This is a genomic window from Faecalicatena sp. (assembly GCF_058819085.1).
In genome coordinates this window covers 23549-44159 of the sequence record NZ_JBZUUL010000044.1, presented here as the reverse complement: position 1 = coordinate 44159, position 20611 = coordinate 23549, and the positions used below count along the sequence as shown (strand labels likewise).

The following is a 20611-nucleotide window of genomic DNA, read 5'->3' as shown; positions in this document are numbered from 1 at the left end:
TCCTATTTTCTGCCACACATAGTAATAGAAGAGTTTATCTGCCAGAATAAAAGCAGCATGCAGGGTAAGTTATGTCATCTATCAGAAAAAGAGGTCGTTTATCCATAAGCGTCCTCTTTTTCTAATAGATCAGTTATAGTTTAGAAAAAGTAAAGGAAAACAGGTTATGAAAAAATGGAAGGGCATAATAGCGGGGGTGATTTTCATGAGTATTGCGGCAGAACTAACGGGATGTATACCCAATATAAGAGAGCAAAAGGCGCAGGCTGTACAGTTGCTGAATGATAAGTATCATGAGGATTTTGAAATCGAAAGATTTCTAGGGCAGGAGAGTATGAATGATTATTATGAAGTTCTGGCCTTTTCGACGGAGTATCCAGAGGTTCTTTTTGAGGCCAAGGCAGCCAGGGACGGATCGTATATTATAGATGAATATGTGGCGTCAAGGGTTTGCCGCAAGGTCGAGCAGCAGTTAGAAGAGCAGCTGGGCGGTCTTGCCGGGTATACACAGGTTAAAGTCCAGGCGGTGAGCAAGTCCATCGATTCTGCAGAGGCAGACATGAGCATTCAGGAGTTTATGTCTCTGAAAGCGGAAAACAAGTTTGCGGTATACCTGATATACAGTCCTGTCCAGATGGATCCTCAAAAGGTATATCAGACCCTTACAGGTATGTTCACTGGGCTCGAATGCATGAGTGGCAGCATCCAGCTCTATGTAACAAGCGAAAAGATATTACAGCAGACACAGATATATCTGGAGCAGACTGCAAAGGTAGATTATGAATTCGATGAGGCATTAGAATTTACAGAGCCAATCACCGTTCCATTTGAAAATGGCAGAATCCGGCTGACGGAAAATGAATTTATAGAAATGGCAGGTGATCGGTTATGAGATACCCGGATATACAGATGATCATAGCTTCCCAGATCGCGTATATGGATTTTGACCGCGATGCAGTAGATGCAGGATGTTATACAGTCAATGAGCTGTTGAAAATGGAGTTGAATAAGGGGGATGAAGAACGAAGAGAGGTCATACAGAAGCTAATGAACAGGATAGACGAGAATCCGATCACAAGGGCCTGCGGTAAATGGAAGGTCAAGGATATCAGGAACAACCAGAGTACCAGTGGAATGTACGCCTGCCTTTTGGATACGGGAGGCGGTAATGCACTGGTGGCATTTAGGGGAAGTGAGTCTGATAATCTTAGCAATGTATATAAAGACTGGATCCAGTCAGATATCGGATTGGTCAATAGTGTTCTGACTCCCCAGCAGAAAACGGCAGAGCAGTATATGCGTGATATTTATCGAAAATATGGGAATGAATTTAACAGTTATAGCACCACCGGACATTCTCTTGGCGGAAACCTGGCAGAGCATGCGGTGATCACGGCTCCTGATGGGATGAGGGGGAAGATCGATGGGAGTGTAAATCTGGATGGCCCGGGCTTTTCGAATCAATATCTGACAGCACATGCAAATGATATTAAAAAATCTAAGGGCCTGCTCACACACTATCAATGGAGCTGGTGCGGCCGCCTGTTTAATGCTGTACCCGGTTCTTACTATCAGACGGTCGAAGCTCAGACCCCGGATAAAGGCAATCTGCTTTTGTCAATGGGATGGAGACATGATACCTACAATGTTGTCCGGTTTGATGAAAACGGGAATGCAATCCCTGGAAACCCGGATTGGTTTGCAATAGCTGCAGCCCCGTGGGTAAACGCCATTGACTTTACCTTTTTCCAGATTTCCGGCGGAGCCCTAGGTGTCCTGTATAACACAATAGATTCGATAAAGGATGGGCTGGAAGGTCTGTGGAAAAGTTGGGAGGAGATCAGGATATCCTATTGTGAACAGGCAGAGTTTGAACTTGATATACACGCAGCAGAGTGTGAAATCGAACAATTGTCAGAGGTGATCCCTCAAATGAATGAGATCAGGGATGCAGTAGAGCAGATTCAGAGGAAGCTGGCATTTCAATCTATTGCGGCCGGATATGTGAAGGTAAAGCTTTGGAGTGCGGCTAACCATATCGGTCAGGATGCAAAGAGGATGGATTCTTTTTGCAGGGTAGGAAGAGAATGTACACAATGTTATCAGTCATATGAACAAGAAATTGTGGATAACTATGTCTGATTTTGTCAAAAATGTGAAAAAAGTGTGTCCACAATCTTTGCCACATATTGTAACTGCAGCTGGCCAAAGATAAGATGAACTTAATCATGTATTGATCAAATATACCGGGAGATCAGCCCACAAAAGAATACACATGCAGATAAGGGATGGTACTAATGAGGGGATTTCCCAAAACCATGTAGGAGGACTAGTTTATGAGAAAATTAAGACAAAAGGCAGGCCGGATTTTAACTTTAGTGATTACATTGTGCATGATGTTCACGATGACGCTCCCGGTAATGGCAGAAGAAGAGGCGAATAATCTGATCGCAACAGATGATCCAAGAGAGAGTATTATGCTGATGACTCTTGGGTATGAAGATGACAACGGAGTTTATCAGGCATATAAGGGGGGAACCTGTTTTTTAATCAATGATGAATACGTTTTGACAAATAAGCATGTTGTTACGATTACTTCGGATAACGAACTGAACGAATTAAGAAAAATGAGTGGAGTTGCAGATCTGCAGGCATCAGACAGCCACATTAAATTATATCTTTTTGTAAACAGAGATATGAAGGTGGCAGCAACCATGCACGACAGTGTAAACAGTGATGATATGGATTTTGCAGCTGTAAAGCTTGCTGAAAAGATATATGACAGAAAACCAGTTGCGCTGGGAGACAGCGATGCAGTAAAGACAAAGGAACCAGTTTATGCGATGGGATTCCCAGCAGATTCGATCAGTACAAAAAACTATAATACAAAGGATGATGTATCAACAGTTGATGGCGCAGTATCAAAACTGACAGTTACAGGTAATGTTGATATTATTGAACATACAGCTCCGCTGAACGTTGGAAACTCCGGCGGTCCTTTATTGGATGAAAGTGATAATGTTATTGGATTAAATACGTTTATAGCTGGCAAGAAGAGTTATTCTATCCAGATAAATTACATAAAGAAAGGCCTGGATACATTTGGCATTCCATATGTAAGCGGAACCGGGACAGCACCATCTATCGATGAGACGACCCCGGATGCATCTGAGGTATCAGGTGACGCAGAGGAAGGAAAAGAGGAAGAAAAGAAACCAGACAACACAGCAATTCTTGCTGAACTTCAGTCCGCATTAGATGATGCAAAGGCAGTAGATACAGCAAACTACACAGAGGAAACAGTGAAAGCCCTGGACGACAGCATTGGGACAGCAGAGGCAGTTCTAGCCAACGATGCTGCAGAGGCAGTTGAGATCCAGAATGCAACCGATGACTTAAATGACGCAATTAACGCACTGGAGGAGAAGTCAGGCCCGAATATGATGCTGATCATTGGTATCGTGGCAGCAGTACTCATCGTAATTATCATTATTATTGTAGTCATTATGTCAAGTAAAAAGAAAAAAGCAGCTCCGACACCTGTACAGGGCGGTCCGGCTCCTAACCCATCAAACTGGAATGCAAATGACGGGAATGTTTATGGTGCAGTAGACAGCTTTGCAAAGCCAAATCCAATGCCGCAGACAGATACGATTCCGGAGGGAGCAGGAGAAACAACGCTGCTTGATGCCGGAGCAGGAGAGACAACGCTGCTTAGCAACGCAGGCAGCGCATATCTGATCCGCAAGAAGAATGGAGAAAAGATCGCAGTTAATCTTCAGAACTTCAAGCTTGGTAAAGAGAGGAAAAAAGTAAACTACTGTATTTCAGATAATACCTCGGTCAGCCGTGTTCACTGTGAAATTGTTAAGAAAGGGTCTGATTATTATGTAATCGACCAGGGCGCTACGAACTTTACATTTGTAAATGGTGTTCAGTTAAGTCCGCATAAGGAAACCTTATTATCTGATCAGTCTGTTTTAAAATTATCAGATGAAGAATTTGAATTTCATTTATCATAAGTAAATTAGTGAAACAGGAGACAGAAATGGGTTTTTTAAGTATTGCACATAGTGATGTTGGAATAAAAAAGAATACCAATCAGGATTCTGTCTTAATCAAGCAGGCATCTACAGATTACGGAGAGGTATTGCTCTCTGTAATCTGTGATGGCATGGGCGGCCTTGCAAAAGGTGAGGTCGCCAGTGCAGCTTTGATTAGGGCTTTTTCTGATTGGTTTGAAAAAGAGTTTCCTTATATTTTATATGAAGGAAGAAAAGACAGGGAAATTGATTATAACTCTCTGCAGAAAAGCTGGAATCAGCTGATCGATCAGGTCAACCATAAGATCGCGGATTATGGAGCCGGCTTTCATGCCCCCTGCGGGACAACACTGGTAGCTGCGCTGTTTTTGGACCACCATTATTATATCGTGAATGTGGGGGATTCGAGAACGTACCGACTGAATAGTAGTCTGGAGTTGATCACGAAAGACCAGACCTTTGTGCAGCGGGAAATGGATGAGGGACGTATGACAGAGGAGCAGGCCCGCAGTCATCCACAGAGGAATGTGCTTCTGCAGTGTGTAGGAGCAAGTCAGGTAATCATCCCGGATTTTTATGAGGGAGAATATGAGGAAGGCAACCTGTTTATCCTGTGTTCGGACGGGTTCCGTCATCAAATCTCAGTCGATGAATTTATGAAGATACTAAGCCCTCAATTGCTGACAGATGAAAAAGCGATGAGGGATGCGGCGATTTATTGTACAGAGCTGAACAAGCAGAGAAAAGAAAGTGACAATATTTCCGTCATTATTATAAAAACCAATTAGAGGAATAAGAGATGCTAGAGATAGGTTCCATTGTAGATGGAAAATACAAAATACTAAACAAGATCGGACAGGGCGGAATGAGCATTGTCTATTTGGCAATGAACGAGCGTGCGAATAAGCCCTGGGCAATCAAGGAGATTCGTAAGGATGGTGTATCTAACTACGAAGTGGTGAAACAGAATCTGATTGCCGAGACTGATATTTTAAAAAGGCTGAATCATCCCAATCTCCCAAGTATCATTGACGTGATTGACTGTGATGATACTTTCCTGATCGTAATGGATTATATAGAAGGAAAGCCTTTAAGTGAGGCGCTGAACCGGGAGGGGGCACAGCCGCAGGAAAAAGTGATTGAGTGGGCAAAGCAGATCTGTGATGTGCTGGGGTATCTGCATTCTCGAGTGCCGCCTATCATTTACAGGGATATGAAGCCGTCCAACGTTATGCTCAAGCCGGACGGCGATATCATGATCATTGATTTTGGTACAGCCAGGGAGTACAAATCGGCAAGTATCGCAGATACCACATGTCTTGGAACACAGGGCTATGCGGCACCGGAGCAGTTCGGGGGACAAGGCCAGACGGATGCCAGAACAGATATTTATTGTCTGGGTGCAACATTGTATCACCTGATTACAGGACATAACCCATGCCTGCCTCCATATGAGATGTATCCGATCCGCCAGTGGAATCCAACCCTTTCCTCTGGTCTGGAAGAGATCATCTTAAGATGTACGCAGAAGAATCCAAATGACCGTTATCAATCCTGTGCCGAATTGATGTACGCACTGGAACATTATGATGAACTGGATCACGAGTATAAGGTAAAGCAGAACAGGAAATGGAGAACATTTCTTGCGACCTCTATTTTGACTGTCGTTTCTATGGGGGCATGTGTAGGATTCAAGGCTGCCGAGACATCCACGACGAACAGCAGTTATACGCAGTATTTGAAAAATGCGGTCTCTGCAGGCACCAGTGAGGAGCGTGTGGAAAATTATCAGAGCGCAATCTATCTGAATCCGGGCGAAGAGCAGGGATATGTGGATCTTCTGAATAAGGCATTTCTGGATGACGATGATTTTTCCCAGGAAGAAGCCGCAAAGATGACGGAGATCTTGGGATATAAGGGGAGCAGCAACCGAAGTAATGAAAGTTATCTGGAGGCAGATGAAAAAGCATATGATGACTTCGCGTTCCAGATGGGTCTTGCGTATTACTACTATTATGGGGGAAATGGAAATAAACCAATGTCTCAGGCATGGTTTGACATTGCCTCGTCAAGTACCACACTGGATAGTAATAAAGTAGAACGGGCAAAACGACTGGGCAGGATTGCGGGCTACTATGCAAACCTTAACAGCAGCAACAAGGCCGGAGACAGTACTACGACATACAGAGATTATTGGAAGGATCTGACGGAGCTTGTCAGTGGGAACCTGGTCGAGATGGATAACGTAAAAACTGCGTTGGTCATGTATAAAGAAGTGGTCTACCAGATTGGACAGAATCCATTGAATTTTAAGGCCGCAGGTGTGACCAAGGAGGAATTGATTTCACAGCTTGATAAGACACAGTCCAGGCTGAACACGGATATCGTAGTTCTCAACGAGAGTGACAGAACGGAGATCGATCGTTTAAAGAATACGATTCTGGATAATATCGAATGGGCAAGAAAAGAAGTCGATATCGCCTACACGACCCGTGGTATGGATAAAAATGAAGATACAGGAGGGGCAGGGAATGCAGGAACTGGAAAAAATGATTAACATCTATCACACCGGATTCATTGTGTGTCTTGTCCTTGCCTGTGTATTCTTCGCTGTATCGGTGCTTCTGTTTTTTAAATTCAATATCCGCAGAATTATAGATATGAAAACGGGACGCGGGGCAAAACGGACGATACAGAAGATGGAGGAAATCAATGCAAGGACCGGGAAGCTGAGGCAGGATATGGTTTCCCATACACCGTCTGTACTGCGTCCAGAAGACCGGATCGCTTATCCGGTGACAGCGCCGAACTTAAATGTTCAGGCGGAAGCAGCATCAAGGAATGGCGGGGCTGCAGGAAACAGCATAGGAAGCGCGGCACCTGGAACAGTATCGGGACGACAGTACTCGGGGCAGATATCAGAGCAGTCAGCCCAAAGTCAGGTGACAGAAAAGCTTCTGGATGACGGATCACAGGAGACGACGGTGCTGAACCAGTCAGGAGAGACGACCGTCCTTTCCCAAAACATACTGGACCAGGCGGTACAGCCTGAGATAAAACTTCCCGGACCATTCAAAATCATAAAAGAGGTCATGTGGGTACATACTGAGGAGGTTTTGTAAGGAATGAGAGACAAAAAGAAGGCGTTTGCAATTGTATATATACAATTTCTGATTTCGGCAGTTTCCGTATGGATGGTGCTGGGAGCCTTTGATGCGGAGGGGAAGTTGAATACACTCGGATATACTGCCGGAGTTCTGTTCTGGCTGGGGATTTTGGGAGGAGTGGTCAGTTATATCATCTTTTTCCGTAAGGCATATAAGGGACCCAATGTGCTGAAATTTTTCAGCAATAAACCAGCAATGGCAGCAGATGTAGTATTGATTATTTCACTTGCCGCAACAATATTTTTGGCGAACAGAAGAAATGTGAACCAGATTGCTGTAATTATGTTCATATTTTTGCTGGTATTAAGTCTGTATTCACATTTTCTTTTAAATGGGAAGATATTTACAGCAATACTGATAGAAAATAAAAAAGGAAAGGGAGACAGCAGGGAATGAAGAAAAAAAGAAATCTAAAAGAAAGGGTATGTGCTTTTGTGCTGGCACTGTTGCTGCCGCTTACCAGCGTGCTGCCGGATGTGACGATGGTGGCGAGTGCGGCGGGAACCGATACTCCGACAGATGTGACATTTATAGTGACGGATGGAAGTTCAAATCCCGTAGAGAAAGCTTTAGTAGAACTTTATGTAGGGGATGGAGCGGAGGTCTCACAACAAGGGGAGACTGATAGTTCAGGAACGGTAATTTTTTCACTTGACGATGTGGATACTTATCAGTATAAAGTAACAAAAGAAACCTACGAACCTAGCGAACGGAAAAGTATATTAGATGTACTTTCACAAGACAAGGTTGAATTATCATTAAGGCCAATGGATGAAATAGAGATATCTCCGTTGGATGCAGTAGAAGTAGAAGAGGGAAAATCCATACAATTATCTGTAAATAATCCAGTACAGGATGTAGCTTATAATTGGTCCTCACGAGATACTACAAAGGCAGTAATAGATGAAGCATCTGGATTGGTTACAGGTGTATCAAGAGGCTCTGTCGATATTAAGGTATCAGGGAATGGAAGAGAAACAATTAAAAATATTAAGGTGAAGAAAACACCAGAAATGATATTTTCAGTAACTCCAAATGAACGTCCGGCAGATAGTGACCAGGATGTAACGTCAGTTACTTTAGAAGCCCAGCTTCCAAATGATGCAAATGGAAAAGTTACATTTTATAAGGATTCTGTAGCTGATGTAAATGTGATAGGTACAGAAAATGTAGATGCTTCCGGTAAAGCTTCATGTACCGTAGCAGAAGGACAAAATTTTGAATTAATAGGAGAAAAAGTATTTTGGGCTAAATATTCAGGTTCAGAAGACAAATATTATTTTCCTGTTGAAGCAGATACTAAGGGGACTTATTTAAAAAAATGTGATTTAAAGTTAAAGGAATCAAGCGTAACAAAGAATTACGGAGATCCTGAATTCAAGGTACCAGAGGTAGATACCAATACATTAATGGATCGAGATCCAAATACATTAACATATACATCTAATAATGAAGAGGTTGTTACAGTAGATGCAGATGGGAACTTAACGATACATGGTGCAGGGACAGCAGTGATTTCTGTAGCAATAGCACAAAGCAGTAATTATACAGCATCAAAAGCTGACTATACAGTAGAGGTTAAAGAATTAGATTTAGGAACATTTAAGTTAACAGATTTTACATGGCAGTCTGTTGATAAAATATATAATGGAGAGACCGATATTCCTATTATTGTCGGAAGACTTACAAATAAAGAAAATAATAAAATTGTAGGTTCTGATATTATTGAAATCACTGCGAAGGCAGAGGTGGTTCTTAATCCAGGTGAATCCAAGATATCGGTGGGATCTTATGATACATGTAGAATTAGCGAACTTATCAAGAAAGATAATAAAAATTATACGTATACATTTAATCAGACAGATAAAGAGGTCACTTTAAAAGATGGAAATGTGATAAAGATTATTCCAAGACCAGTATATCTTAAAATTGATCAAAAAAATAATGAATATGTTACAGTACCTTATGGTAGTCCGATATCTAAGATAGAGGATGCTATAAAGCAGGCAGCCGAGGGTGGTAACATTAGTTTAGATCTTACAGGACAACAAGGTGAGATAAATACAGGTGCAGAAGAAGGAACTGTAGGAAATGATACTTTAAAACTGGATGATTATGCCAAGATTGTATTAAAAGGGGATTCCTTTTATGTAGGGAACTATGATTATGCAATTCAGCCGGAGATAACTCAAAAAGATGCTGGAAACTATGAGATCAGAGTTGATGCGGCCAATATTAACAATTACAGCGGCCGTTTAAAAATTACCCAGGAGGTAGTCACCGACCAGAATATTTGGGATCAGGTACAGCTTGACATTAATAATAGTCAGAATGTATCAGTAAATAACGGTGTAATCTGGCTGAGTGCTGTTGGAAGGGGAACGTTTAATATAAAAGCACCTTCTAATTATAACAAAGTGAATATAAAAAATTCTGAAACTGACAGTCAGAATAATGTCCTTAAAATCAATCAGGATAGTATTGGTGAGGATACAATTGCAGATGTTGAAAATGAAATATATTTATCTGTAGAGGGTCAGTCAAATACAAGGACAACATCTTCTAATAAGGAAGAAAATAAAAATAATAAGTTACCAAAGGGAATGATCAAGGTAGATAATCAGCTTCCTAAAGTTGTATTTGAGAATCTGGGGACGGCAGGGCTATACTCCGCATTACAGGGAGAGATTGTGTTCACCAATTTTACAAAAGATGCTCATATTGAAAATATTCAGGTAACCGATGGAAACGGAAGTGGAATACAAGAGTATGCATATTCTCTTCTTGAGGTTCATTCTGGTGAAGATGTGATACAGAGTATTCAAAATGCAGCACAGTCCGCTGATACGTCTTGGATACCTATGAGTGGTACAGAAATTAATGTACCGAGCAGCCCGGAGGGATATTATGTTGTATTAGTGAAAGCGGCAGACAAGGTTGGGAATACGGCAGTATATTCATCAAATGGTCTGGTAGTTGAAATTGGCCAGCCAAATGTTGAGTTGAATATTACTTCAAAACCAACGGATCGTGGTGTTTACAGCCAGGATGTAGAATATGAACTTAAGGTTACAGACCCAGGGACAATCCAGTCAGGAATTCAGAAAATTGAAGTTTTGGTTGAATCTGGAAACAACAAGATTGAAGGGGATAAGGCAACTTATACAAACAGCTATACATTAGAGAATAGTGACTTAAATCTCCTGAAAAAGCTGGACGAAGATAAAAACGAATATACATTCAAAGAATTAGAAGAGAAGTCACTCTATGAATTTACAGGGAAGTTGACAGCCGACCAATGTAATAGCAATCAGGTAAAAATTACTGTGACTGCTTATGACTGGGCAGGAAATGTCATGAAAAAAGATTTTAACGCTTTACAAATTGACATAACAAGTCCTGTGCTTACTGTTTCATATGATAATAATAAGCCAAAAGAAAATGAATATTTTAGCGATTCTCGTACCATGACGATTGTATATCGGGAAAGAAATTTCCAGGAAGATATGGCAATGTTTGATGTTTCAATAGATGGAGGAAAAACTGTTGAGACTAAAACATTGACAGAATTAGGAAGCATGGAAGGAATTGCCGTAAATCTCATCAGTGATACGCAGTCAGAAATACCATTGGAGGAGCGCACTGATGACAGGTTAATTACATATGAGATACAGTTCAATGGCGGAAGCAAAATGGATATGGATTATGTGATAAAACCTTCAGCAAAAGATGCGGCTGGCAATCCGAATAAGGAGGTCATATATCAAGAGGGTACCGTAGCGAAAGATACCTTTACAATAGATAAGACATTACCGGTTATTGATGTTTCTTACGATAATAATAAACCTAAGAACGAAAGATATTTTAACGATAACCGTAAAATGACAATAACCTATACAGAAAGAAACTTTATGGAAAAAGGACTTACTTTTGATGTATACGGAAGTGCGACTCCAGTTTCTTTAGATGAATTAAAGAGTATCGAAGGAATCAGTGTTAAAACAGTAGAGTCAAAAGATGAAACATCTTCTGATAAGCATACCTATGAAATAACATTTGGCAGTAAAGATAAAGATATAGACTTTATCATAGTTCCTCATATTCAAGATAATGCGGGGAACGAAAACAAAGGCGTAAATTATGCAGATAATACAAAGGCGGCTGAAGAATTTACAGTAGACCGAGTAGCGCCAGAGATGTTTGTCAGATATTATACTATCGATGAAAATGGTGAAAAAATTTCCGATATAGCTGATGGTGAAATCAGTACGGCAGTACAGGATAGCATGTATAAAAATAAGACTATTGCTGCAGAGGTTACGATTGTAGAAAGAAACTTTGCTGCTGGAACTACATTTACGGATGAAGAAATAAGTGTGGAAGAATCAGCAACTGATGTTCAAGGTAATCCTGTTACGGACTTATCAGTTGATCATAATGCTTCAGCTAAACAAGTAGATCTGTGGAATACTCAAGAAGAATCACAGGACAAGTTTATACAAACATTTATATTTGCTGAAGATGCCAATTATACATTTAATATATCTTATGAGGATGAAGCTGGAAACCGTGTATCTTTAGTAAAAGGTGCAGATGGCGAGGATAAAAATACATGCTATTATTTCACGGTAGATAAAACAGCACCAAGCGGTATGATTAAGGATGTTAAAGAAAATATATTGGAGAGTTTTCTAGATACTATCACATTTGGGTACTTTGATAAAGAAAATGTAAAGTTTTTTACATCAGCGCAGGATGCCACTTCTCCGATTAAGATCAGTTATTACAAGCATTATCCCGGAGATGTAAGGGAAACGTTTAATGCTCTGGATAAAGACCAGTTACGAGCAATCACTGATTGGGTGGAATTATCAGGAACAGCAGATGACCGGTATGATATCTCTCCTAAAACCTATGAATATGAGTTTGCAAAAACAGAGCAGGCCGTACCTTATGAAAAGATTGAGGATAAGGCCGGGAATATCACATATCTGAATGCAGATGGTGTAGTCTGTGAGGATAAGCAGTCTGAAATCAATATTGATATTACAACCAAAGCACCCGAAACATCCTTTGAAGTGAAGGAAGAAGATGTTGTTTATAACGAAGATGTTGCATTTAATATTACGGTAACAGATCCTACGGAAAAAGATAGGAAGGGAAATAATGTTTATTCAGGACTGTCATTGGTTGAATATGCAGTTTTTGTAAACGGAAAAGTAGGCCCAGTAGAAGGAAAACAGGAATTTGCCGCGGCATTAAGACAGCAGAGTACCAGTATAGACCTTGTGATTCCCTCTACAGAATATAACAGCAATGATGTGGTCATTAAGGTAAGGGCAACCGATAACTCAGGTAATAAATGTTGCTTGACCAAGTCTCTGAAAATAGATATTACACAGCCGACCATAGATATTAAATATGACAATAATCATGCTGCTAACGGAAAGTATTTCAAGGATGACCGTATTATGACGGTTACATATAAGGAAAGAAATATCAACCGGGAAGGGATTACCTTTGATTTCCAGGCAGGAGATAAGACATACTCCAATATAACATTGAAAAAGCTGCAGGAAATTGCAGATAAATCTGGTATCAAGATTATAAGTATTGTGGATTCCCAGGAGAACAGAGCTGTAGAACAGTTTGATGATGAAAGGACATTGATCTGCACGATTCAGTATACAGGTGGTGAAAAGAAGGATCTGGATTATAAACTGGTTCCTCATACGGAAGACCAGGCATCTAATTTAGACAGCGGTGCAAAATATGAGGAAGGAACAAAGGCACCTGTAGAATTTACAGTTGATAAATTGATGCCGACAATGGATGTTGAGTATTATCTTGTGAATGGAAGTAAGTTGGAAAAATTAAATATTTCTACCGATGAAATCAACAGGTTATACAAGAATCAGACAATCAGGGCCATTACAACTGTAAAGGAACGTAATTTTAGTACAGAAGATACTTTCTCGGATGAATTTAAACAGGTAATTCCGCATATAACCTGGAAGATGGATGATGGTTCAGCAGGAGATGTGAAAGAGTTTGAGGATGCTGCTGTCTCAAGAGATATGTGGAAGGCAGATGGAGAATCAGGCAGCAATGTATGGAAGCAGTCCTTCAACTTCATTGCAGATGGCGATTACAGCTTTAATATGGAGTACACAGACCTTGCAGGAAATAAATTAGACAAGGCATATAGTACTCATTACTTTACAGTAGATAAAACAAAGCCAGAAATCAAAGTAACTTATGACGTGGATGGCAAACCTGTATCAGCCGGAGAAGTAGAAAAAAATAGGTTATATAAAAATAAAAATATGACCGCAACGGTTCAGATTACAGAAAGAAACTTTAAACGCGCAGACCCGGCCGTGAATTTTGAAAAAGGACAGATGGACCTTACATTCAAAGCAACTGATTTTAAAAAGGGCAATGTTGATACAGAAGACTTCACAGCCAGTGCAGACACAAGCGGTAAGTGGACATCAGACGGTTACGTCAGAACGCAGGTATTCTCGTTTACAAAGGATGCAAATTATGAGCTGGCATTGACCTACAAAGACCTTGCCGGAAATGAAGTAGTCTATGGAACACATTATTTTACAGTAGATAAATTGGAACCAACTGGAGAAATGAAAGTAGATGAAGCATACACCTGGAAAAAGCTGGCGGATATGCTGACATTTGGAATCTTTACCCAGAATACGAAGACGATCACAATGACCAGTGAAGATGCAACATCAGGTGTGAAGTCTATGCAGTATTATAAGGACATTCCAGATGTGGAGACCAGGGGTGAATTCCCAGCTCTGACAGAGGAAGAGCTAAATCAGATCAAGGATTGGACAGATGGAAGCGAGACACAGGTGACCGCAAATGAGCAGGCTATCATCTACCAGAAAATCGTTGATATGGCCGGGAATGTGACATACATTAACTCGGAGACTGGTATCATCGCAGATAACCAAAAGCCTTCAGCACCAGAGATTACAATCACAATGGCTGATCCACCACAGGGAATCTATGGAGGGGATGTACCATTCTCAATCGATGTTACAGATCCGGCTGTAGGCGGAACATATTCTGGTCTGAAAGAGGTTTCATATGAAGTTACTTCTAATGGTCAGCGCACACAAGTGGGAACTCATGAATGGGATAAACCTGCTGCAAGGCAGCAACGCTACCATGACGATTTAATGGTTTATGCAGAAGATAATAACACAAACCACGTGACCATTAAGGTTGTAGCAATTGATTATGCCGGTAACCAGTCAGAAGCGACGAAGGATATCAAAATAGATACGACTCCTCCAGAAGTTCAGATTGAATATAATTTGAATAATCCATCCAATGGCAAGTACTACAATGCCACAAGGACAGCAACGGTTTCTGTCAGGGAACGTAACTTTGATCCTGATGCGGTAGATTTTACAATTACGAATACAGACGGAACGATGCCTTCTATCAGTGGATGGAGTATCAGTCCATCAGCAGGGGAAACCGATGATGCTGTCAATACATGTACGGTTACATTTGCTGCAGACGGGGATTACACGATTACGATGAATTGTACGGATCGGGCCGGAAACCGCTCCCATTATACACAGGTAGATGAGTTTACTATTGACCAGACTGTACCGACTATCAATGTCACATTTGATAACAACAATGCTGCAAATGGTACATACTATGACAAGCCGCGTACAGCTACGGTTACGGTAAATGAGCATAACTTCAATGGTTCAGAAGTACAGGCGGCAATATCCGCAAGCCTCCAGTCACAGGGTATTTCAGCACCGGGAGTCAATGGATGGTCTACAAGCGGGGACAGCCACTCTGCAACGATTTACTTTGGAACAGATGGAGATTACTCCTTTACCATCAATTACACAGACCTGGCAGGCAACCCGGCGACGGCTTATACGCAGGATAAGTTCACCGTGGACCAGACAAAGCCGGAGATTGATATTTTTGATATTGCGGATAAATCAGCGAATAACGGCACAGTAGCACCAGGGGTAAAATATAGTGATGTGAATTATGATGCCTCAGCCGTGAAGATCAGTATTAAGGGGCCGAAGCATTCCGAGAAGACCATCAGCGGAAGCAGGTCCTCTATTCCGAACGGCGAAAGCATTAAGATGGCAGACTTTGAACACAAGGAGTCAGTGGACGATGTCTACACATTGACTGCACAGGTCAGCGACCTGGCAGGAAATACAGATGAGAAGTCCGTAACCTTCTCTGTGAACAGATTTGGTTCAAACTTTATATTTGGAACCTCCACAGAAGCATTCCTGGATCAGTACTATTCCAATAAGGAACAGGATCTGGTGGTAACAGAAGTCAATGTGGATACTTTGGTACACAATGGAATCTCATATGGACTTGACGGGGAATTGGTAAATCTGACAAAAGGAACGGATTATACGGTGAAGGAAAGCGGAAATGAGGCTTCCTGGAAGAGCTATGAATATACAATCAAAGCTGCTAACTTTGAGAAGGAAGGTCTTTACAACGTGACCATCGATTCAAAGGACCGTGCAAAAAATGAAGTGAACAATAAGGTAAAAGAGGCGAATATCGAATTCGTCATTGATAAGACAAAACCAACAGTTGTCATCACCGGAGTGGAGGATGACGGTCAGTATCGGACCAACAACAGAGATATCACGATCGCCGTTGCCGACAATGTAGCAATGGACCGCTTAGATGTACAGGTTGACGGCACAGACAGCCAGTCCAGGAGCTACGATGCAAAGGAGATCCAGAAGCAGAAAGGGGAGATCCCATTCTCACTGGCAAGCTCCAGCAACTGGCAGGAGATCAAAGCCGCAGCTGTGGATGCAGCAGGCAATACAGCCGAAACTTCTGAGCTCCGCGTACTGATCACAGCAAACCTGTTGGTGCAGTTCTACCGCAATACACCTTTAGTAGTCGGCTCATCAGTTGGTTTGGCAGCAATAGCAGCGGCTCTTGCAGTTTTTCTTTCAAAGAAAAAGAAATCAAATCAGAAGCAGGCTTAAAAAGGAAACATAACAATTGAATTTCGGGAAATGACTCCCACCGTTAAGGTGGTAAGAAAGTGATCGGGCTGCCTGAATCTTTAGATTTGGGCGGCCCTTTTTCATAGGAGGAGGCATCAGAGCAGATTCTCAATATCTGCTTTGATGAGAGAGGGATTATTATGATACAAAAAGGCGACATCCTGGGAGGGATGTATCAGATCATCTGCGAGATCGGCCAGGGGGGCACAGGGATCATCTACCTGGCATATCATCTGCATCTGCAGAAAAAGGTGGTTGTGAAGAAGGTGAAGGATCACTTTGCGGGGCAGGTCAACGGTCGTGCGGAGGCAGATATTTTAAAGCGCCTTCATCATTCCTATCTTCCCCAGGTATACGATTTCCTGATCGTGGAAAACAGCATTTATACAGTCATGGAATATGTAGAGGGACAGGATCTAAAGCACTATCTGGACCAGGGATATCGTTTCCCGGAGAAGGTCCTTGTAAACTGGCTGATCCAGCTCTGCGAAGTGCTTTGTTATCTGCATACGCAAAATCCTCCTATCCTGCACAGCGATATAAAGCCGTCCAATATCATGATTACTACACAGGGAAATGTCTGTCTGATCGACTTTAATATTTCCTTGGACGGGCAGGGCGCAGAGGAGATCAAAGGGGTCAGTCCCTGGTTTGCAGCACCGGAACAGTATCAAAAGGCTCTGGATGTCATAAATGGAAGGAAAAATACAGTCGTGCTGGATGCCCGGATGGATATTTACAGCCTGGGAGCAGTGTTTTATACCATGATGAGCGGCCGCCTGCCCTCCCCGGATAAGGAGCAGTTTGAGGAGCTGCTTTCGATGGAGCTTCCTTACAGTGACGGGCTGATGGCGGTGGTTACAAAGGCGATGAGAAAGAGGCCTTCGGCCAGGTTTTCATCGGCAGAGCAGATGAAAAAAGCGCTCCTTGATGTCAGCAGGATGGATCCTATGTACAAGCGGTATACGGGACTTCAGATCGCGGGTGTTTTTGCCTGGCTGCTCTGTATGATCATGGGTGTACTGCTTCTATACTATGGGAACTGGCAGAAAGGAAACGAGAACTGGCAGCAGGCATATCAGCAGTTATATGTGTCGGTACAAAGACAGGATGAGACAAAAGTAGTTACACAGGCGACGGAGATCTTAAATTCTCATACATACCGCGGCTATTTAGAGCGGCATGAAGAGAAGCGGGCGGAGGTGCTTCATGTGCTGGGAGAGAGCTATTTCAGACAGGAAGATTTTAAAGAAGCGGCGTCCTACTATGGGGAAGCCTGGGAGTTAAAGCCTGAGGACAGTGCCTTTTATAAGGATTATGTGATTGCCCTGGTGCGGAGCAGCCAAATGAGCAAAGCGCGGGCAGTGATGAGATCTGCAGAAGGGGTAAGAAATCTGACAGAGGGTGAGAAACTTTTGATCCAGGCGGAGATGTCCTGGGTGGAAAAGGACAGTGACCGGGCATTAAAGGAACTGGAAGAATTCTTTACGGCAGAGACAGACCGGAAGAATCTACTGAGAGGGTACCTGCTGGCGGCATCCATCTATGATGAATGTGAAGAGTATAAAGAAGCAGTCAGGGTGCTTAAGTATGCCGGGGAATCCGATTCCTCGAAGGAGATCTTAAGACATCTGGGGCAGTCAGCGGCAAAGGCGGCGTCGACAATCAGCGGCAGGGCTGATCAAAATGTGTATCTTGAGGAGGCTTACAGCTGTTACAAAAAGCTGAACCAAAGTGACGCACCAAGCTATGAGGACCAGCTGAATTTAGCGCTGACAGAGCGCGCAATGGGGAAATACGAGGACAGTAATACCACACTTTACAGTATGGACCGGGAATATAAGAAGGATTATGTCATTCCTATGTGGATCTGTTACAACTATCTGGATATGGCGAAAGAAGAGAAAAGCTATGAGGGGATCCTAGAGGAGCTTTTGTTTCGTTATCAGGACAGCAGGCACCGTTATCAGGTGTCAGGAGAATCGGATACGGATATGGAAGAGCTGATGGAAATCATGAGAGATCTGGAGGGATAAAGGAATGAGCGGTGTACAGCTGATGGCGGCGGGAGCCGTCTTGATCCTGCTTTCTACAGCAGGTTTGATATCAGGGGAATGGATATTAGAACGGAAGAAGAAACAAATCAGAGAGCAGACATATCAGATTTACGACTAAAGATGAGGTGGGAAAATGAAGGGACAAAATAAGAATCAAACGGGCGGGAAGAATCGGATAAAGATCCTCCTTAGCGTATTGGCAGGACTTCTGGTTATCTTAGCGGCCATAGGAGCATTTCTGCTGGTGAGCGGGAAGATGAAGGAGAAGAATTACAGTGAGGCAATGACGCGGGCGGAAAAATATCTGGCATCCAATCAGTATGAGGATGCCGTGATCGAGTATAAGAAGGCAATCTTTGAGGACCCCGGGGAAGAGGATGCATATCTGGCCCTTGCAGATGTGTATGTGGAGCATAAGGAGCCTTCCAAGGCAAAGTCAGTCCTTCGAAAAGGCTGGGATGAGACCTCCTCCTTTAAGATCAAAAGGATGCTGGAAGGACTGGAGGGACAGGATCTTGTGGCAATCATGGACGCAGGAGAGGATAAACAGGGTGAGACTCTGGACCTTAAGAATGCGTCCCGGAATATCGGCTGGGATACCTCTTTTTTACAAAAGATCAAGGAGTACAGTTTCCAGGATTATAAAGAGGAGTTTGGTTCAGTCAAAAGTGTAGAAACGGACGAAGAAGGTTATATGGAGGTCGTACATGCAGGCCTTAATGCAATTTGTTTTTACAGAAATACTGATACAAATAGTGACATCGTGGATGTCAGCAGGAGGACCCCGAAGGAGACCGGAATGCCAGAGAAGATACGACTGAATACCCTGGGGATGATCTTCCGCAACTTCGACGGAGGGGTGAGTATACAAAGGCTTCAGATGTTCTTTGGTGAAAAGGTGCTGCCGAAGATTTCCGGGGACAGATATTATGTGGAAACCAAGACGAAGGACTGTATCATTCGTGTAGAGACGGATGCAGATGGTAATATTGTGAAGCCGGATGCGTGGAACGAGATTATTTTGTTAAACGCAAACCTTGAGAAGGAGCGGTCAGGACATCTGTCCGGCGTTGTTGTGGATGCGGTAAACGGAGAAGGTGTAAAGAATGCCGTGCTGACATTTCAGCCGGCCAAGAAGGATATCCAGAAGAAGACAATCAAGGCGGGGGCAGAAGGAAGCTTTTCCGTAGATCTGGAGCCGGATCTCTATACGATCAGGATCACGGCAGATAAATACATAGAGGAAGAATTTGAATTTGTGATCAAAGAAGGGAAGAATTACAGCGGTGAGAAATTTACTATTTCCCCCGAGCTTACCAGGGGAACGGCCAGAATCGTCCTGGAGTGGAATGCAGAGCCGCAGGATCTGGACTCCTACCTCAGAGGCAGTACAGATGCAGGAAAGGACGTATTTGTAAACTTCAGGCGTAAGCAGGCAAAGACAGGAAATGATGTGATCGCGGAGCTTGATCTGGATGATTTAGATGGTTATGGGCCGGAGACGACCACGATCTATGATCTGAACGGTGTGTACGAATTCCAGGTGGCTGATTTTAGAAGGACACGCACTATGAAAGAATACGGGGCCACTGTAAAGGTATATCTCCCGGACAAGGAGCCTGTGACCATCACGATTGATCCGTCAGCGGATGTGAAAGATATATGGATCGTATGCGAGATCGACCATGGAAAACTAAACGTGATTAATCAAGCGCCTGCGACGGACGAATTTACCACTTCAAATAAGTAAAAGGAAAGGCATTAGAATATGTGGATCGGTGTGATTACGGCAGTGCTGCTTACTGCCGCCGGGGCTGTGATATATGTGGTGCAAAGCACTAAGAAGGCAGAGATGCAGAAGTATTACGATGCGGCATACAAGATGATAAAGGAAAACTGCCTGAATGATGCCATACGCAGCCAAAGTGCCCCCAGGCTTGGAGGCCGGAAGGCTATGGTATACCTGAAATGGAAGGATGGGCAGAAGCAGGGATTTGTATTTGACCCACAGCAGGGAATCAGGATCGGACGCAGCCCCGGGGAAAATGAGATCTGCATCCGGGACGGGTCCGTTTCCGCCCGGCATTGCGTCATCTTCCTGTCTCAGGGGCGGCTGGCGGTTCAGGATCTGCACTCGGCAAATGGAACGTGGATCGTCAGAGGATTCCATAAACACGCGGTGAATACGGCGGAATACCTTTTTACAGGGGATTGTCTGGTGATCGGGACATTGAAGATCAGGGTGACCGTATTTACATTTGATATGGCATATTTATAGAAGCAGAAGG

Annotated in this window: 12 protein-coding genes; all 12 read left to right on the top strand. The window is 42.9% G+C overall.

Features of this window, described 5'->3' with window-relative positions:
* Positions 1-166: 166 nt before the first annotated feature.
* The 12 genes from AC4OGX_RS19690 (at position 167) to AC4OGX_RS19635 (ending at position 20601) form a co-directional block, all read left to right on the top strand.
* Entirely contained in the window at positions 167-892 is a 726-nt protein-coding gene (locus tag AC4OGX_RS19690) for a hypothetical protein (RefSeq protein ID WP_493332476.1), read from the top strand.
* Positions 889-2142 (top strand): Mbeg1-like protein, encoded by a 1254-nt coding sequence (locus tag AC4OGX_RS19685; RefSeq protein ID WP_493332475.1) that lies wholly within the window; start codon positions 889-891, stop codon positions 2140-2142. Before AC4OGX_RS19690 ends, AC4OGX_RS19685 begins: the two co-directional genes overlap by 4 nt.
* Before the next feature lie 194 nt (positions 2143-2336).
* Positions 2337-4022, top strand: a complete 1686-nt coding sequence (locus AC4OGX_RS19680) for a trypsin-like peptidase domain-containing protein (RefSeq protein WP_493332474.1) — start codon at positions 2337-2339, stop codon at positions 4020-4022.
* A 26-nt stretch (positions 4023-4048) separates the two neighbouring features.
* Positions 4049-4831 (top strand): PP2C family protein-serine/threonine phosphatase, encoded by a 783-nt coding sequence (locus AC4OGX_RS19675; RefSeq protein WP_493332473.1) that lies wholly within the window; start codon positions 4049-4051, stop codon positions 4829-4831.
* An 11-nt stretch (positions 4832-4842) separates the two neighbouring features.
* Positions 4843-6600, top strand: a complete 1758-nt coding sequence (locus tag AC4OGX_RS19670) for a serine/threonine protein kinase (protein ID WP_493332472.1) — start codon at positions 4843-4845, stop codon at positions 6598-6600.
* Positions 6575-7165 carry a Got1/Sft2-like family vesicle transport protein gene (locus AC4OGX_RS19665; RefSeq protein ID WP_493332471.1) on the top strand — a complete coding sequence of 197 codons (591 nt, stop codon included), beginning with the start codon at positions 6575-6577 and terminating at the stop codon, positions 7163-7165. Before AC4OGX_RS19670 ends, AC4OGX_RS19665 begins: the two co-directional genes overlap by 26 nt.
* Before the next feature lie 3 nt (positions 7166-7168).
* On the top strand, positions 7169-7606 hold the full coding sequence (locus tag AC4OGX_RS19660) for a hypothetical protein (RefSeq protein WP_493332470.1): 438 nt from the start codon (positions 7169-7171) through the stop codon (positions 7604-7606).
* A complete protein-coding gene (locus AC4OGX_RS19655) occupies positions 7603-16245 on the top strand; it encodes an immunoglobulin-like domain-containing protein (protein WP_493332469.1) in 8643 nt (2880 codons plus the stop codon). Before AC4OGX_RS19660 ends, AC4OGX_RS19655 begins: the two co-directional genes overlap by 4 nt.
* 161 nt (positions 16246-16406) lie before the next feature.
* Positions 16407-18302: a protein kinase domain-containing protein gene (locus AC4OGX_RS19650; RefSeq protein WP_493332468.1), complete on the top strand. Its 1896-nt coding sequence runs from the start codon at positions 16407-16409 to the stop codon at positions 18300-18302.
* Positions 18303-18306: 4 nt separating this feature from the next.
* On the top strand, positions 18307-18441 hold the full coding sequence (locus tag AC4OGX_RS19645) for a hypothetical protein (protein WP_493332467.1): 135 nt from the start codon (positions 18307-18309) through the stop codon (positions 18439-18441).
* A gap of 15 nt (positions 18442-18456) precedes the next feature.
* On the top strand, positions 18457-20073 hold the full coding sequence (locus tag AC4OGX_RS19640; RefSeq protein WP_493332466.1) for a tetratricopeptide repeat protein: 1617 nt from the start codon (positions 18457-18459) through the stop codon (positions 20071-20073).
* Between the two features lie 18 nt (positions 20074-20091).
* Positions 20092-20601 (top strand): FHA domain-containing protein, encoded by a 510-nt coding sequence (locus AC4OGX_RS19635; RefSeq protein WP_493332465.1) that lies wholly within the window; start codon positions 20092-20094, stop codon positions 20599-20601.
* Positions 20602-20611: the final 10 nt, after the last annotated feature.

Excerpts from the sequence above, each read along its gene's own strand:
- AC4OGX_RS19680 (WP_493332474.1), top strand. The coding sequence starts at position 2,337 with ATGAGAAAATTAAGACAAAAGGCAGGCCGGATTTTAACTTTAGTGATT.
- AC4OGX_RS19650 (WP_493332468.1), top strand. The coding sequence starts at position 16,407 with ATGATACAAAAAGGCGACATCCTGGGAGGGATGTATCAGATCATCTGC.
- AC4OGX_RS19645 (WP_493332467.1), top strand. The coding sequence starts at position 18,307 with ATGAGCGGTGTACAGCTGATGGCGGCGGGAGCCGTCTTGATCCTGCTT.
- AC4OGX_RS19685 (WP_493332475.1), top strand. The coding sequence starts at position 889 with ATGAGATACCCGGATATACAGATGATCATAGCTTCCCAGATCGCGTAT.
- AC4OGX_RS19670 (WP_493332472.1), top strand. The coding sequence starts at position 4,843 with ATGCTAGAGATAGGTTCCATTGTAGATGGAAAATACAAAATACTAAAC.
- AC4OGX_RS19675 (WP_493332473.1), top strand. The coding sequence starts at position 4,049 with ATGGGTTTTTTAAGTATTGCACATAGTGATGTTGGAATAAAAAAGAAT.
- AC4OGX_RS19655 (WP_493332469.1), top strand. The coding sequence starts at position 7,603 with ATGAAGAAAAAAAGAAATCTAAAAGAAAGGGTATGTGCTTTTGTGCTG.
- AC4OGX_RS19690 (WP_493332476.1), top strand. The coding sequence starts at position 167 with ATGAAAAAATGGAAGGGCATAATAGCGGGGGTGATTTTCATGAGTATT.
- AC4OGX_RS19640 (WP_493332466.1), top strand. The coding sequence starts at position 18,457 with ATGAAGGGACAAAATAAGAATCAAACGGGCGGGAAGAATCGGATAAAG.
- AC4OGX_RS19665 (WP_493332471.1), top strand. The coding sequence starts at position 6,575 with ATGCAGGAACTGGAAAAAATGATTAACATCTATCACACCGGATTCATT.
- AC4OGX_RS19660 (WP_493332470.1), top strand. The coding sequence starts at position 7,169 with ATGAGAGACAAAAAGAAGGCGTTTGCAATTGTATATATACAATTTCTG.
- AC4OGX_RS19635 (WP_493332465.1), top strand. The coding sequence starts at position 20,092 with ATGTGGATCGGTGTGATTACGGCAGTGCTGCTTACTGCCGCCGGGGCT.